Annotated in this window: 15 protein-coding genes; 11 read left to right on the top strand and 4 right to left on the bottom strand. The window is 62.7% G+C overall.

The window, feature by feature from the left end; all coding sequences use genetic code 11:
• The 8 genes from ACM0PK_RS03895 to ACM0PK_RS03860 all read left to right on the top strand — a co-directional run.
• Positions 1 to 727, top strand: a 727-nt coding sequence (locus tag ACM0PK_RS03895) for a calcium-binding protein (protein WP_495498510.1), incomplete at its 5' end; no start/stop codon positions are given.
• Positions 728 to 1,021: 294 nt separating this feature from the next.
• Positions 1,022 to 1,900, top strand: a complete 879-nt coding sequence (rimK, locus tag ACM0PK_RS03890; RefSeq protein WP_100440696.1) for a 30S ribosomal protein S6--L-glutamate ligase — start codon at positions 1,022 to 1,024, stop codon at positions 1,898 to 1,900.
• 258 nt (positions 1,901 to 2,158) lie between these two features.
• Positions 2,159 to 2,638 (top strand): hypothetical protein, encoded by a 480-nt coding sequence (locus ACM0PK_RS03885; protein ID WP_111202061.1) that lies wholly within the window; start codon positions 2,159 to 2,161, stop codon positions 2,636 to 2,638.
• A 94-nt stretch (positions 2,639 to 2,732) separates the two neighbouring features.
• Positions 2,733 to 3,203 carry a hypothetical protein gene (locus ACM0PK_RS03880; protein ID WP_111202060.1) on the top strand — a complete coding sequence of 157 codons (471 nt, stop codon included), beginning with the start codon at positions 2,733 to 2,735 and terminating at the stop codon, positions 3,201 to 3,203.
• A gap of 115 nt (positions 3,204 to 3,318) precedes the next feature.
• Complete coding sequence (locus tag ACM0PK_RS03875) at positions 3,319 to 3,780, top strand: hypothetical protein (protein WP_111202059.1); 462 nt, start codon at positions 3,319 to 3,321, stop codon at positions 3,778 to 3,780.
• A 162-nt stretch (positions 3,781 to 3,942) separates the two neighbouring features.
• Positions 3,943 to 4,620, top strand: coding sequence for a response regulator transcription factor (locus tag ACM0PK_RS03870; protein WP_005410804.1), 678 nt, complete (start codon positions 3,943 to 3,945; stop codon positions 4,618 to 4,620).
• The gene (locus ACM0PK_RS03865) at positions 4,583 to 5,953 is read left to right on the top strand and encodes a sensor histidine kinase (RefSeq protein ID WP_053499207.1); all 1,371 of its coding nucleotides are present in this window, start codon (positions 4,583 to 4,585) and stop codon (positions 5,951 to 5,953) included. The genes ACM0PK_RS03870 and ACM0PK_RS03865 overlap by 38 nt, the downstream gene beginning before the upstream one ends.
• Positions 5,954 to 6,486: 533 nt before the next feature.
• Positions 6,487 to 6,873, top strand: a complete 387-nt coding sequence (locus tag ACM0PK_RS03860) for a hypothetical protein (RefSeq protein ID WP_095377256.1) — start codon at positions 6,487 to 6,489, stop codon at positions 6,871 to 6,873.
• 173 nt (positions 6,874 to 7,046) lie between these two features.
• Here the strand turns inward: ACM0PK_RS03860 and coaE are convergent, their stop codons facing one another.
• From coaE to ACM0PK_RS03845, 3 genes are read right to left on the bottom strand one after another with little or no spacing between them, the layout of a single operon-like run.
• A complete protein-coding gene (coaE, locus tag ACM0PK_RS03855; RefSeq protein WP_414607918.1) occupies positions 7,047 to 7,658 on the bottom strand; it encodes a dephospho-CoA kinase in 612 nt (203 codons plus the stop codon).
• An 11-nt stretch (positions 7,659 to 7,669) separates the two neighbouring features.
• Positions 7,670 to 8,533 carry a prepilin peptidase gene (locus ACM0PK_RS03850; RefSeq protein WP_065185263.1) on the bottom strand — a complete coding sequence of 288 codons (864 nt, stop codon included), beginning with the start codon at positions 8,531 to 8,533 and terminating at the stop codon, positions 7,670 to 7,672.
• A 7-nt stretch (positions 8,534 to 8,540) separates the two neighbouring features.
• Positions 8,541 to 9,797 (bottom strand): type II secretion system F family protein, encoded by a 1,257-nt coding sequence (locus ACM0PK_RS03845; protein WP_070490390.1) that lies wholly within the window; start codon positions 9,795 to 9,797, stop codon positions 8,541 to 8,543.
• Between the two features lie 355 nt (positions 9,798 to 10,152).
• Here ACM0PK_RS03845 and ACM0PK_RS03840 point away from each other — a divergent pair, with 355 nt between their 5' ends.
• From ACM0PK_RS03840 to ACM0PK_RS03830, 3 genes are all read left to right on the top strand, one after another.
• The gene (locus ACM0PK_RS03840; protein WP_414607919.1) at positions 10,153 to 10,587 is read left to right on the top strand and encodes a pilin; all 435 of its coding nucleotides are present in this window, start codon (positions 10,153 to 10,155) and stop codon (positions 10,585 to 10,587) included.
• Between the two features lie 79 nt (positions 10,588 to 10,666).
• Positions 10,667 to 12,592: a hypothetical protein gene (locus ACM0PK_RS03835; RefSeq protein WP_146257844.1), complete on the top strand. Its 1,926-nt coding sequence runs from the start codon at positions 10,667 to 10,669 to the stop codon at positions 12,590 to 12,592.
• 3 nt (positions 12,593 to 12,595) lie between these two features.
• Positions 12,596 to 13,012 carry a pilin gene (locus ACM0PK_RS03830; RefSeq protein ID WP_070490395.1) on the top strand — a complete coding sequence of 139 codons (417 nt, stop codon included), beginning with the start codon at positions 12,596 to 12,598 and terminating at the stop codon, positions 13,010 to 13,012.
• A 33-nt stretch (positions 13,013 to 13,045) separates the two neighbouring features.
• On the opposite strand, the gene ACM0PK_RS03825 is transcribed toward ACM0PK_RS03830, so the two are convergent.
• A complete protein-coding gene (locus ACM0PK_RS03825; protein WP_111202056.1) occupies positions 13,046 to 14,149 on the bottom strand; it encodes a glycosyltransferase family 4 protein in 1,104 nt (367 codons plus the stop codon).
• Positions 14,150 to 14,244: the final 95 nt, after the last annotated feature.

The raw sequence follows: 14,244 nt of genomic DNA, 5'->3' as shown, positions 1-14,244 counted from the left end.
GAGCTTTGCCGGCGGCAGTGACACGGTGCGGCTGAAGGACTGGCTGACCAGTTCTCTGGGCGAGAACGCGTCGGCCAGCATCGAGAAGCTGGTGTTTGCCGACGGTACCCAGTGGACGGCGGCCAACATCCGGGCGCAGCTGACCACGCTGGGCACCTCCGGAGATGACAAGATCGTTGGCTGGAACGGCAACGACCTGATCCTGGGCGGAGAAGGCGACGATGTCATTGACGGTGGACTGGGCAGCAACGAGCTGCACGGTGGCGCCGGCAATGACACGCTGAGCGTGGTGGCAACCTCCGACCGCAACATCCTGGCCGGTGGTATCGGTAACGACACGTTGATCGGTAGCATCAGGAGCGATACCTACCTGTTCAACAAGGGCGATGGTCATGACACGATCGTGGAGACCGGCCAGTACGCCAGCGACTCGGTTGATACGCTGGTGCTTGGAGAGGGGCTGCGATCAGGTGATGCACGCTTCCTCAGGCAGGGCAATGATCTTCAGCTGAGCTTCGCTGAAGAGGCCGACTCGGTTACTTTCAGCGGTTGGTTTGGCTCCATCGGTGCACAGATCGAGGTCCTGAGTTTTGCAGATGGCCGGACTGTGGGTAACGTCGAGTTGAATAGTCTGATTGCGGCAATGGCACAGAGTGGGTCCGCCGCAGCACTCACGCCATCGGCTATTGAGCAAGCGCAGAGAGTGAATCTGATTGCATCGATCTGATGATCTGAAGGTCGCGGATTATCCATGTTGAAGGATGCCCCGGGTGCCGATCGGCACCCGGAGCTCAAATGGCCGATATGGCGTCGGGGCGTATAGGAAGAGCGAGTAGGAAGCAGAGCCTGTACCCTCCGCCCATTGGCGGAGGGCACGTGGCAGCTCTCCTGGGGGGAGCGGGGTACGATTGTGCCGCGCTCGCGCAGAGAGACCCTGGTCAGTTCAGGTCATTCTTGTGGGCATCATCCGCCCGCCACACGCCCGCGCTATGCTGCGCGCCTGCCGACCGATCCCGCCGCGATGAAGCTCGCCATCCTGTCCCGCAACAGCTCCCTGTATTCCACCCGTCGGCTGGTCGAGGCGGCGCGCGCGCGCGGCCATACCGTGCGCATCCTCGACCCGTTGCGCTGCTACATGCGCATCGCCGCCGATGGCTTTTCCATGCACTACAAGGGCCGGCCGATGACCGGTGTGGACATGGTCATTCCGCGCATCGGTGCCTCGATCACCCGCTACGGCACCGCCGTGCTGCGCCAGTTCGAACTGATGGGCGCGCGCACGCCCAATCCGTCCGATGCCATCCTGCGTTCGCGCGACAAGCTGCGCGCGCACCAGCTGCTGGCGGCCAAGGGCATCGACATGCCGGTCACCGTGTTCGGCGACAACCCCGATGACACCGTCGACCTGCTGTCCATGCTCGGCCCGCCGCCGCATGTGGTGAAGCTCAATGAAGGCACCCAAGGGCGCGGCGTGATCCTGACCGAGAAGGCCAGTGCCTCGCGCGGCATCGTCGAAGCGCTGCGCGGCCTGTACGCCAACTTCCTGATGCAGGAATTCATCGGCGAGGCCAAGGGCGCCGACCTGCGCTGCTTCGTGGTGGGCGACCAGGTGGTGGCGTCGATGCAGCGGCAGGCACCGGAGGGTGACTTCCGCTCCAACCTGCACGCTGGCGGCACCGCCGTTGCGGCCAAGGCCAGCCGCGCCGAGCAGCAGGTGGCGGTGCGTTCGGCCAAGGCGTTGGGCCTGTCGGTGTGCGGCGTGGACCTGATCCGCTCCGCGCGCGGCCCGCTGGTGCTGGAGGTCAACTCCACGCCCGGGTTGGAAGGCATCGAAGCGGCCTGCGGGGTCGACGTGGCCACACGCATCATCGAACACGTAGAGAAGATCAAAAAAACCTGATTATTCATGGGGTTGTGATTCTCATGGGTAAATGATCCGGGGCTTTAACGAGGCTTTAATCGGCCCCGGCGTAGGCTTCAGCGAACCGCAGCTCTGCCTCTCAGCAGGATCGGTATCGGGATACGACTTCAGGCCCAGGCGGGTGCACCGTCTGGGCCTTTTTTATGCCTGTCGGCTCTGTGCCCAAGGTCTCTTGTGGAGGCCGCGTGACGGTCGTAGAGTTGGCCCTTCGTTCCGGGATGGATCGGGAGGTTGGCGATGTACCGCATCATGACGATCGCGTTGCTGCTGGGCCTGTCTGGCGCTGTTGCCGCCAAGCCGGAGAAAGTCGCTGTACAGATGGACCGGCAGGGCTCGGTCGCCGAGCAGATGCGCCAGGTGGAAGCCGCGCTGGCCGCCCCCGACTACGCCGAGCTGTCTGCGGAGGATCGCGGCCAGGTGCAGCAGTCGCTGTCGCGTATCCGCCAGCACCTGGGCGAACGCCAGACAGTGCAGGAGCTGCCGCCGCAGCTGCAGGCCGAGGTCTTCAACGAGCAGGAACGCATCAACACCCTGATGGCGCGTGGCCTTGATGACAGCCGGCAGATCTGCAGGTACGAACGCACCACCGGCAGCAACATGCCCAGGAGCCGCTGCCTGACCGTGGCCGAACGGCGCCGGATCGAAGAGAAAGGTAAGGCGCTGATCAACGACCAGCGCAGCTACAACACGCTCAGCCCACCGCCCGCTGGGCGTTGACCGCACCGCCTTTCGGTCCACCGGGGTGCCGTAACGGCGTATCGGTGGCACCGCAGGGCCGATGTTCCACTCATGGAAGAACCTGGAGGTAACAATGCAGCGCATGACCCCCTTCGCCCTGATGCTGGGCCTGGCACTGGCCACCACCGCGCACGCCAAGCCCGAGAAAGGGCAGGTGAAGTTCGACGCCAACGCACCGGTGGCCGAACAGATCCGCAACGTTGAGACGGCGATCAACACCGAGGACTACAGCGAGATCGGTCTGGAAGACAAAAGCCGCGTGCAGCAGGCGCTGGGCCGCATCAAGATCAAGATGGGCGACCACGAACGGGTGGAGCAGTTGAGCCCGCAGGACCGCACCGAGATCTTCAACGACCAGGAAGTGATCAACACGATCATGACCCGCGCCCACGCCGACAGTCGCATGGTCTGCCGCCGCGAACGCACCACCGGCAGCAACATGCCGCAGAGCGTCTGCCTGACCGTGGCCCAGCGCCGCAAGGCGCAGGAAGACAGCCGCAAGACGCTCAACGACAACCAGCGCTTCAACAACTACAAGCCGTAACCGTGGTTGGACCGGTCGCAGGCCGCCATCGGTCATCCTGCCGTGCGTCCCTTGTGGACGCATCGGCGGAACCGTAAAGTCGAGACCCTATTCATGGACGAACATGGAGCTCGTCATGTACCGCGCCACTACGCTCGCCCTGATGCTGTCGCTCGGCCTGGTGGCCACCGTGCAGGCCAAGGCGCAGAAGGACACCGTGCAGATGGATTCCTTCACCCCGGTATCCGAACAGATCCGCCGCGTTGAAATGGCCATGGGCAGCGAGGACTACAGCGAGATCGGGCTGGAGGACAAGAGCCGCGTGCAGCAGGCGCTGAACCGGATCCGGATCAAGATGAATGGCCGCGAGAAGGTGGATGAGCTGGCCCCGCAGGAGCGCAACGACCTGTTCAACGAGCAGGAGATCGTCAACACCATCATGACCCGCGCCCAGGCCGACAGCCGCATGATCTGCCGCCGCGAGCGCCTGACCGGCAGCAACATGCCGACCAGCGTCTGCCTGACCGTGGCCCAGCGTCGCAAGGCCCAGGAAGACAGCCGCCGGGCGCTGACCGACCAGCAGCGCATCAGCCGCTGAGCGCTCGCCCCGGGGGCGTTTGCCGGTGTCGTCCCTCCGGTACGAAATGTTAAGAATGGAACCTGTATCGTTCAGCAGGTAGACGTCGCGTCCACCCGCACAGGGGCATCCTGAGCAGGTGGGCCTGGCCCCCCGACGACCCTTCAAGAACCAGAGGTCCCAGTGCGCATTCTCGTAATCGAAGACAACAGCGACATCGCCGCCAACCTTGGCGACTACCTTGAGGATCGTGGCCACACCGTGGACTTCGCCGCCGACGGCGTGACCGGCCTGCACCTGGCGGTGGTCCACGAGTTCGACGCCATCGTTCTGGACCTGAACCTGCCGGGCATGGACGGCATTGAAGTCTGCCGCAAGCTGCGCAACGAAGCGCGCAAGCAGACCCCCGTACTGATGCTGACCGCCCGCGACTCGCTGGACAACAAGCTGGCCGGTTTCGATTCCGGCGCTGACGACTACCTGATCAAGCCGTTCGCGCTGCAGGAAGTGGAAGTGCGCTTGAACGCGCTGTCGCGCCGGGGCAAAGGCGTGCAGACCCGCGTGCTGGAAACCGGCGATCTGGAATACAACCTGGACACGCTGGAAGTGCGCCGCCAGGGCAAGCTGCTGCAGCTCAACCCGACCGCGCTGAAGATCCTGCAGGCCCTGATGGAAGCCGCGCCGGCCGTGGTCACCCGCCAGGAGCTGGAAACCCGCGTCTGGGGCGAAGAGCTGCCCGACTCGGATTCTCTGCGTGTCCACATCCACGGCCTGCGTGCGGTGGTCGACAAGCCGTTTGAAGTGCCGCTGATCCAGACCCGCCATGGCATCGGATACCGCATCGCTACCCCGGAAGCCTGATTCCGTGGCAACCAAGGGGGAGCGCCGGCGTTCGCCGTATCGGCGGCGCCTGCGCAGCCGCATCATCGTCTCGTTCGTGTTGTTGGGCTTCTGCCTGACGACACTGTTCGCGTTCGCCACCAACTGGGCCCGCATGCGCGTGGAAAACCAGCTGGTGGAAGACGTGATGAACCGCAACATCAACGAGTACGTGCGGCGGTTCTACGAGAGCCCGGATCGCAACCCCGACCTGCCCGTGCAGCAGATGCGTGCGCGCCTGATCAAGCCTGACAAGTTCGAGGCGCTGCGCGAGGAAGAGCCGGACTGGTACGAGTTCAAGGATGGCCTGTACAACATGGGCGGCGTGGACGAGCGCGGCCAGCGCTATTCCTACAAGCTGGCCGTACGCAAGACGCCTGACGCCTGGGCATTCCTGGCCTACGACATGACCGACAGCGTGCGCGGTGGGCAGCAGCTCAACCGCGCGCTGGTGCTGTCGGTGCTGGTGTTCAGCCTGCTGTCGCTGGTGCTGGGCTGGTGGTCGGCCTCGAAGGTGATGAAGCCGGTCTCGGACCTGGCCGCGCGGTTGCGCGCCTATCGCGGCGGCACCAGCGAGCCCGAGCCGCTGGCGCCACGTTTCCCCGATGACGAAGTGGGGCAACTGGCGCAGGCGCTGGATGATTATTCGTCGCGGCTGACCGAAGTGGTGCAGCGCGACCGTGAGTTCAACGCCGACGTCAGCCACGAGTTGCGCACGCCGCTGGCGGTGATCCGTGGCGCCACCGAGCTGCTGCTGACCCGGCCCGGCCTGGATGAGAAGGTGCTGCAGCGTCTGCAGCGCATCCAGCGTGCCGAACAGCAGTGCAGCGACCTGATCGGCGCGCTGCTGCTGCTGTCGCGCAACGAACGAGGGCAGGGCACCAGCAACGTCGCGCGCGTAGCCGAACAGCTGCTGGATGCCCACCGCGCACAGCTGGGCGGCAAGCCATTGGAACTGGCACTGGAAGGCGAGCGCAACCTGGTGATCGATGCGCCGGAAGCCGCATTGTCGGTGGCGCTGGGCAACCTGATCGGCAACGCGGTGAAGTACTCGCAGGATGGTGAGGTGCGCGTCTTTGTCGGCAGCAATTCGGTGTCGGTGACCGACAGCGGACCGGGGCTGAGCGAAGAGGATGCCGCCAAGCTGTTCCAGCGCGGCTATCGCGGCACGCATGCCGGCCATTCGCAGGGCGGTGGCATCGGCCTGTCGATCGTCAGCCGCCTGTGCGATCTGTATGGCTGGCAGGTGAGCGTGCGCCCCGGTGGCGAGCGCGGCGTGATCGCCACCCTGACATTCTCGCCGAAGCCGTTGTAAAGGCCTTCACTTTGGTGGGTGCTCCACGTTTGTAGAGCCGAGCCCGCGCTCGGCTGCGGTGGCTTCCCGGAGCCGAGCATAGGCTCGGCTCTACACCGGGTTCGTGTTGCGCCCTGTGTCGCTTGTGCCATCAAATTAGCTTTGCAGTCGTGATGGGCCAGAAGCCCAACACGACATCACCGTGATCGCCGCCACGCCGCGTGCGTGTCCGCATGCACGCATTCGTACACCCAACTGCGGCTTGAGAATTTCCTTACAGATCACGGTGCTGCGTGATGGCCAGATGGGTCGGCCGGGGCAGGTGCCCTGGCCGGGATTGGCGTCCTGAAAAAAACCAACATTCAGCACTCTTCGACGACCCCTCGGTCCGTCGTTGAAAATGCACCGCGTGCCTTGCTTCGGCGGGCGGTGCGTGGGGATTCATCAGAATCCGCTGGAGTCTTTTTGCTGAATGTCGGATCTCCGGTACGCCAACCCGCACCGTCCGCCACCTTGCATCCGCAGGTGGCTCGTCGTCTGCGAGGAGATTCACCATGTCCGCACGCCCCTTGTTCCCCCAGCTGCACGCCCTGATCGGCGAAGCCGCCGACCTGCTGCCGGCCGACGTCGCCGAGCGCATCGAAGTCCTGCTCGATGATCCCAAGGATCTGCTGCCCACGCTGCTGGCCCGCATGGACGGGCGCGATGCAGCCGACGGCCGACGGCTGGAAGCGGAGGGACTGAGCCCGGCACAGGCGGCCACCATGGCCGGCCTCAGTCGCACCCTGGCCGGCTTGAATGCACTCATGCAGGTGCTGCACGCCGCCGAGGCGGCCCGCGAGCAGGGTGGTGCGCACCAGCAGCTCAGCCCCGACGTCGTCGACGGTTTGTTGCTTGGCGCACGAGAACTGGCCCGCTATGCGCGCCTGCAGCTGGAGTAGATCCACGCCATGCGTGGATGCAGAACACTTTGTAGAGCCGAGCCCATGCTCGGCTTGATGATCGCAGCCGAGCATGGGCTCGGCTCTACAGCAGTTCCACGCTGGCGCCGGGTAGATCCACGCCATGCGTGGATGCTGTTCGGTAGTGCCGGCCGCTGGCCGGCAATCACGCCTCAGCCCCCAGCCAACCCCAGATACCGCGCATGCAGCGCTTCCACCTGCGCCTGCAGGTCCTCCGGGTGGCCATCGTTGACCACCACATCATCGGCCAGTGCCAAGCGCTGCGCGCGGCTGGCTTGGGCGGCGATCATCTTGTCGGCCAGTGCGGCGTCGATGCCGTCGCGCTGCATCAGCCGGGCGTGCTGCACGGCTTCGGGCGCATCCACCAGCAGCACCCGGTCCAGCCACGGGTAGGCGGTCCGCCCGCCGACCTCGGTCAGCAGCGGAATGGCGGCAATCGCATAGGGGCTGGTGGCCTGCTCGCACTGCTGTTGCATCAGAAGGCGGATGGCCGGATGGGTGATCGCTTCCAGTGCGGCCCGTTCGGCCGGATCGGCGAATACGTGGGCACGCAAGCGCGCCCGGTCAAGGCTGCCGTCCGTCAGCAGCATGTCGGCGCCGAAGCGCTCGGCGATGCGGCCCAGTGCAGGGCTGCCGACAGCAACCACCGCGCGGGCGGCCAGATCGGCGTCGGCCACCACGATGCCCAGCGCCTCGAAGCGCCGGGTCACCTCGCTCTTGCCGGCGGCAATGCCGCCGGTCAGGCCCACCACATACCGGCTCATGGGGATTCCCCTCAGCGCAGTCCGCTCAACACCAGGTACTGCTCCACCACGGGCGCGCCCCACATGAAGTACAGCCAGCCTGCGATGGCCAGGTAGGGGCCGAACGGAATGGGCGTGGCGCGGTCACGGCCCCGGGTGTACAGCCAGATCGAACCGATGATGGCACCCAGCACCGACGACAGCAGGATGATCGGCAGGATGCCTTTCAGCCCGCACCAGGCGCCGAGGGCGGCCAGCAGCTTGAAATCGCCGTGACCCATGCCTTCCTTGCCGGTCAGCTGCTTGAACAGCCACCAGACCATCCACAGCGACAGGTAACCCACCGCCGCGCCGACCAATGCAGGCTTGGCCGGCATGTAGAGGTTGTCGATGTTGCCTATCAGGCCCAGCCACATCAGGGGTAGGGTCAGCTGGTCGGGCAGCAGCTGGGTGCGCAGGTCGATGCCGGACAGGGCGATCAGGAAGCAGGTCAGCACGATGGCGCCGAAGCCCTGCCAGCCGAAGCCGAACTGCCAGACGCAGGCCAGCACCAGCACCGAGGTCAGGGCCTCGACCAGCGGATACTGCAGCGAGATCGGCGCCTTGCAGTGGCGGCACTTGCCGCCCTGGATGAGCCAGCTGAACAGCGGGATGTTCTCGTACCAGCTCAGCTTGTGCTTGCAGTGCGGGCAGTGCGAGGGCTCGACCACGATCCCCGGTGGTGGGGGCTCGTAGAAGTCCGGTTCCTCCAGGACCTCGCGCGCATCGCGCTTCCACTGCCACTCCAGCCGCTTGGGCAGGCGCAGGATGACGACGTTGAGGAAACTGCCCAGCAGCAGCCCCAGGGCGGCCGCGGCGGGGTAGCCGAGGCCGGGATGCTGGTCGAGAAATGCCATGTATGTGTCAGACCACCGATGCCAATTTGAAGATGGGTAGGTACATGCCAATGACCAGGCCACCGACGATGATACCAATGAACACCATGATCATCGGCTCGAGCAGGCTGCTCAGGGCGTCAACGGCATTGTTGACCTCCAGCTCATAGTACTCGGCCACCTTGAACAGCATGGCGTCCAGGGCGCCGGCCTCTTCGCCGATGCCGGTCATCTGGATGACCATGTGCGGGAACAGGGCGGTCTGCTTCATGGCCATGTTGACCGGGTAACCGACCGAGACGTCGTCGCGCATGCGCAGTACGGCATGCTCGTAAACCGTATTGCCGGTGGCGCCTGCCACGATACCCAAGGCTTCTACCAGCGGCACGCCGGCCTTGAAGGTCACAGCGGTGGTACGGGCAAAGCGTGCGATCGAGCTGTTATGCATGATCTGGCCAATGACTGGCACCTTCAGGATCAAGCGATCCATCCCGTGTTGCATCTTTGGCGAGCGCTTATAGGCCATGGTGAAGCCGACGATGCTGCCGATGACGACGATCGCGATCAGCCACCACCAAGAGACCATGAACCGGGATGCGGCTACGATCATCTGAGTAAAGGCAGGCAGATCGGCACCAAATCCCCTGAAAACGTCTTCAAACTGTGGAACCACCCAGATCAGCAGGATCGAGCTGACCAAGAGCGCCACCGCAATGACCATTGCAGGGTAAAACAGAGCCTTTTTGATCTTGCCCTTCAGGGCTTCGATGTTCTCTTTGTAGTTGGCCACGGTATCAAGCACCGTCTCCAATACACCGGCGCCTTCACCCGCACGCACTAGGTTGCGATAGAGCTCGTCGAACTGCACCGGATACTTGCTGATCGCCTCATGAAGGGACGATCCGCCTTCGATATCGGTGCGGATGCCGTCCACCATCTTCTTCATGCGTGGGTTCTTGTGCCCGCTGGCGATGATGTCCAGCGCTGAGACGATCGGCACACCGGACTTCATCATCGTCGCCATCTGACGGCTGAAGAAAGCAATGTCCTTCGGCGAAACCTTGCTGCCGGCTGCTCCGAACAGTGGCTTGGGCTTTGGCTTAACCATGCCCGGGGTGATGCCTTGGCGGCGCAGCTCGGCCCGCAGCAGGTTCGCGTTTTTCGCGGCCTGCTCCCCTTTCATCTTTACACCCCGCTTGTCGGTCCCCACCCAGACAAACGGCTGCAGGTCCGTGGTGCTGCGCGCCACGGGCTCCTTCTTGATCGCACTGCGACTGACAGACATATCGGCTCCCCAAGACCCGCCATCCCCAGGCGGGCGTCTAGTCGTCGATGGTAGCGGGTTCATGCCCGTATGGGCAGTTGCCAAGGGGCTCATGATGCGAATTCGTGCCGGGTGCCGACCAAAGGTGACGTACTGCGTCACATTGCCGCGTCCATCGCAGATTCGCACCCGGGGGGTTCCCATCCGTGAAATAGCTGCCATCATGGGCGCGGGGAAATCCAGGGGGAGGCGTGCCGGGGTTGGCACGCAACCTGCGTTGATCCACCCGCAGGGGGCAGGACCCGCTCAGCTGGCCACTGGTCAGACCGATCCTGACTTCTGAAATCAACCACCACTTATCTTGGGGATGTACCAAATGAAGAAACAGAAGGGCTTCACCCTTATCGAACTGATGATCGTTGTTGCGATCATCGCCATCCTGGCTGCCATTGCGCTGCCGGCTTACCAGGACTATGTGGCACGCTCGCAGGTTTCCGAAGCGATGACCCTGAGCTCGGGCGCCAAGACCGCTGTTACCGAGTACTACGCCGACAAGGGCGCCTTCCCGACCACCAATGCCTTGGCTGGCCTGGCTGGCGCCTCGTCGATCAGCGGCAAGTACGTGACCAGCGTGACTGTTGGCACCGGTGGTGCAATTACCGCAATGATGAAGGGCTCGGGTTCGGTTAGCTCCAAGGTTGCAGGCAAGACCTTCGTGCTGACTCCGGCTGATGCGGGCGGCTCGATCACCTGGGATTGCAAGAGCTCCGGTACCATCGACGCCAAGTACCGTCCGTCGTCCTGCCGCTAATCGCGCAGACGGCATAGCGGTATCGGGAAAGGGCCGCTCTGCGGCCCTTTCTTTTTTGGGGCAAGGGGAGTTCTATTCGATGCGAAGTGTGCCTGCGCAGCGACTGCTGCCCCTGGCGGGTCTTGTCCTGCTGGCGTTGCTGGGAGTGGGCGTCTATTGGAATGGCTTGAATGGGGGATTCATATTTGATGACTTTCCAAATCTGGTGGACGATCCTGATTGGCGCCTGACCTCGCTGGACTTTACTTCCATCGCGCAGGTCATGGGTAACGGGGTCACGGGCGACGTGGGCCGCCCATTGGCGCTGCTCAGTTTCGGCCTCAACTACTACTTTACCGGCTTGGCGCCTTGGCCGATGAAGGTGACGGGCTTGGCTCTGCACCTCCTGAATTCAATGCTGGTATTTGCTCTGGCGTCCGGGCTGATCGGGCGAGTGCTCAGCATGTCGTCGTCACAGGTGCGCTTGACGGCCTTCATGGTCGCCACCGCATGGATGGTTCATCCATTGCAGGTGTCTACCGTTCTTTACGTTGTGCAACGCATGGAGATGGGAGGAGCGACGGGTGCCCTGATCGCACTTCTCTGTTATCTCAAGGCGCGCAGCAGCGTTCCGTGTTCCCGGGCAGCGTTGTTCTGGTGGTGCGGTGCTGTAGTCGGAGCCGGGATTGGCCTTGCCTTCAAAGAGACCGCGATACTGATCCCGGTTTACACACTGCTGATTGAGGTGTTTCTCCTCAAATTCCGGAATCCGGATGGAACGCGCGCCCGTGCACTGTCCGTTCTGTATGCTTTTGGGGCCACAGGGGCGGCGCTGTTGTACTTTGCAGTGATTCTGCCTGGCGCCCTGGTGCCGGAGCGCTACTCCGCACGTGATTTCAGCTTGGCAGGCCGGTTGTATTCGCAGCCGGCGATTTTGTTGAACTACCTTCAGCAGATCATGCTTCCCTGGCCTGAGTCGTTGAAGTTCTATTACGACAATGCGCAGGTCCCCCCATCCTGGCGTTCAACTGTTTTCATTGTCCCGATGCTGGCGCTGGTCGCGCTGCTGACAGCGGCCTGGGGGCTGCGCAAGCGCTGGCCCCTGACGGCACTTGGCATCGGATGGTTCTTTGCCAGCCATTTGCTGACCAGTAACGTTGTGCCGCTGGAGTTGGCTTTCGAGCATCGGAATTACCTGGCAATCGCGGGTGTCGCTCTTGCTCTGGTGCAACCACTGGGGGCGCTGATGCAAAGGTGGACCGTTGAGGCACGCCGTACGGTAGGGGGAGTCCTGCTACTTTTTGTTGCGGCCATGGGGTGGATCCAGGTGCAGACGTGGGCAGATCCGATGCGCCTTGCTCTCACGTTGTCCAACCGTAATCCTGATTCTTCGCGGGCCGGTTATGAACTTGGACGAGCACTGCTGGCATCGGCCCCTGCCGATCCTGCTTCCCCGGCCTGGGCCCTGGCTGAGAAGGAGTTCACACATGCGGCCTCATTGCCCGGCAGTTCGCCACTTCCCGAGCAGGCACTGATCATTCTCAAGTCGAATCAAGGGCGGGCGCAGCTCCCGGAGGTATGGGCGGCACTTGAGCGGAAGATATCCAGGCGGTCATTGGGACCACAGGAAGTCGGGGCGCTTGAAGCGATCGTTGCATGCCGGGTTGAGGGGGGGTGCAGGCCAGCTGAAGAGCAGGTGCTGTTTGCTCTGTTGTCGACCGCAACTGCAGAGAATCCCCGCTCGTCGAGGGTCCGGGTGGTGTTCTCGAACTACGCCTTCAACGTAATGAGGGACCCGGATCTAGCGATGAGGCTCATTCGTGAGGCCGTGCAAATCTCACCGAAAGACCTGGGATGTCGGCTGTGGCTGTTGAGGATGGGGTTGGCATCGAACTTGCTTCAGGTCAGTGAGGCTAGGCAAGGATTGGGGATCCTGCGAGCCGTCAATCATCGCCATGCATATGACCGGGACATTGAGGGCCTGGAGCATTGGCTGGTGGCGAGCCAACAAACAACAGGGGAGTAGTACATGAATCAGCGTGGATTTTCCTTGATCGAACTCATGATCGTGGTCGCTATCATCGCCATTCTGGCGGCAATTGCGCTGCCGGCCTACCAGGACTATGTTGCTCGAGGACAGGTAGCTGAGGGGCTCTCGTTGTCGACCGGGGCCAAGGAGGCAATAGCCACCTACTACTCCGACCATGGGCAGTTTCCTGCCGACAATCGCGCCGCGGGCATGGCTGCTCCAGGGTCGGTATCCGGAAAATTCGTCCGATCGGTGACCGTTGACGGTACCGGATCGATCTCGGTTGCCTTTGCTTCTTCGGCCAGCGCGAAGGTCGCCGGACAGACACTAGTTCTTACCGCGAGCGATACCAACGGGGCGGTGAACTGGTCTTGTGGAGGGTTGGACGCCCGGTATGTGCCCACATCCTGTCGCTAGACGACAGTCCGGTCCCGGGGCTTGAACGAGAGTTCAGGGGTGATTTGAGCGTGTCGCCTCTAGAAGAAGCGCTTCCATCTGAATGGCTCGCTCTTCCCAGTCGAAGGCCCTCAGGGCGGTATTGGAAAGCGGCATCTGAAGCTGAAGATCGATGGATTCTACGAGATCATTGATGTCGCCGGGGGCGTATGCGCGTATTGCGCCCCCGCCGATCCGCCGTGTGTCACCAACGTCTGAGGCGACGATCGGCACATCACAGGCAATCGATTCCGCTAGCTTCAATGGGTAGCAGAATCGCCCAAACCCTGAATTTCGATTGCAGACTACTGATACATCGAGTGAATTGATTAGTAACGGGACCTGCTTCCAGCCGATGACGCCGAAATCGATGATCCTGGGATGTGGGTAGCGGCGAAGGGTGGCATCCCTGGGGCCGGCAATGACGAGGTGGATGTCGGGGTGGCGCTCTGAAAGTGCCTGGAATGCTCGGAATAGATCTTCAATCCCCCTGCTTTGATCGAGGGCGCCGGCACAGCCAATCAGGCGAGCCTTCACGGGAAGACCAAGCATCTCCCTGCTGACACGTTTGTCGATCGGATGAAACAGATCCCGGCGGACCCCGTTGCCAATGACATGTACTGGAACAGGTGTTGAAAGGGTGGATTTCACGTGATCAGCCAGGGCATGTGTTACTGCGCTGATTGCCTTTGAGCCCGCACATGCGCGACGGAACGCGGCGCGCATGCCTGGGATCCGGCTGAGTCCGAAAGATTCGTAATTGTCGTAGAGATCTGCAACGTGAGGAGTATGGATGTGCTTCGCCAAGCTTGCACCGAGCACGGTGCATGGCGCATCAGAGCTTGTCAGGAGGACATCGATAGGGTGCTGCTGGTGAAGTCGCCTGATTGCACGTTCTAACTGGATGGTCTCGAGTGAAAGAGCGTTGATGGAACGCCATTGAACCCCTGCCGCAGACAGGAAATTCCCGGAATCTCGATGCCGATAGCTCAGTGCGATTCCGCTGATGGCATGCCCACGGCGTGCAAGTGCTTCCGGGATCTCCCAGAGTCGACCGTAGCGGTCGTCGATAAGGTCGCGTCCGGTGTACTGCCGTTTGCAGAGCATGAGGACATGCATGGACGGACCTGTATGGAAAATCAGATGGGTAGTGCATCATCATGGGCTAGTTGAAGGTGGAAAGTCACCTACGGGGTGGGGCATGGGAGTTGCAA

The sequence above is a fragment of the Stenotrophomonas sp. FR010 genome (assembly GCF_047520755.2).
In the GTDB taxonomy this organism is placed as follows: domain Bacteria; phylum Pseudomonadota; class Gammaproteobacteria; order Xanthomonadales; family Xanthomonadaceae; genus Stenotrophomonas; species Stenotrophomonas sepilia.
Note: the sequence above shows the minus strand (reverse complement) of the source record. Positions and strands in the feature narration are given on the sequence as shown.

Coding starts and splice junctions, on each gene's coding strand:
- ACM0PK_RS03825 (WP_111202056.1), bottom strand. CDS start 14,149: ATGCATGTCCTCATGCTCTGCAAACGGCAGTACACCGGACGCGACCTT.
- ACM0PK_RS03830 (WP_070490395.1), top strand. CDS start 12,596: ATGAATCAGCGTGGATTTTCCTTGATCGAACTCATGATCGTGGTCGCT.
- ACM0PK_RS03860 (WP_095377256.1), top strand. CDS start 6,487: ATGTCCGCACGCCCCTTGTTCCCCCAGCTGCACGCCCTGATCGGCGAA.
- ACM0PK_RS03835 (WP_146257844.1), top strand. CDS start 10,667: ATGCGAAGTGTGCCTGCGCAGCGACTGCTGCCCCTGGCGGGTCTTGTC.
- ACM0PK_RS03845 (WP_070490390.1), bottom strand. CDS start 9,797: ATGTCTGTCAGTCGCAGTGCGATCAAGAAGGAGCCCGTGGCGCGCAGC.
- coaE (WP_414607918.1), bottom strand. CDS start 7,658: ATGAGCCGGTATGTGGTGGGCCTGACCGGCGGCATTGCCGCCGGCAAG.
- ACM0PK_RS03850 (WP_065185263.1), bottom strand. CDS start 8,533: ATGGCATTTCTCGACCAGCATCCCGGCCTCGGCTACCCCGCCGCGGCC.
- ACM0PK_RS03885 (WP_111202061.1), top strand. CDS start 2,159: ATGTACCGCATCATGACGATCGCGTTGCTGCTGGGCCTGTCTGGCGCT.
- ACM0PK_RS03875 (WP_111202059.1), top strand. CDS start 3,319: ATGTACCGCGCCACTACGCTCGCCCTGATGCTGTCGCTCGGCCTGGTG.
- ACM0PK_RS03865 (WP_053499207.1), top strand. CDS start 4,583: ATGGCATCGGATACCGCATCGCTACCCCGGAAGCCTGATTCCGTGGCA.
- ACM0PK_RS03840 (WP_414607919.1), top strand. CDS start 10,153: ATGAAGAAACAGAAGGGCTTCACCCTTATCGAACTGATGATCGTTGTT.
- ACM0PK_RS03880 (WP_111202060.1), top strand. CDS start 2,733: ATGCAGCGCATGACCCCCTTCGCCCTGATGCTGGGCCTGGCACTGGCC.
- rimK (WP_100440696.1), top strand. CDS start 1,022: ATGAAGCTCGCCATCCTGTCCCGCAACAGCTCCCTGTATTCCACCCGT.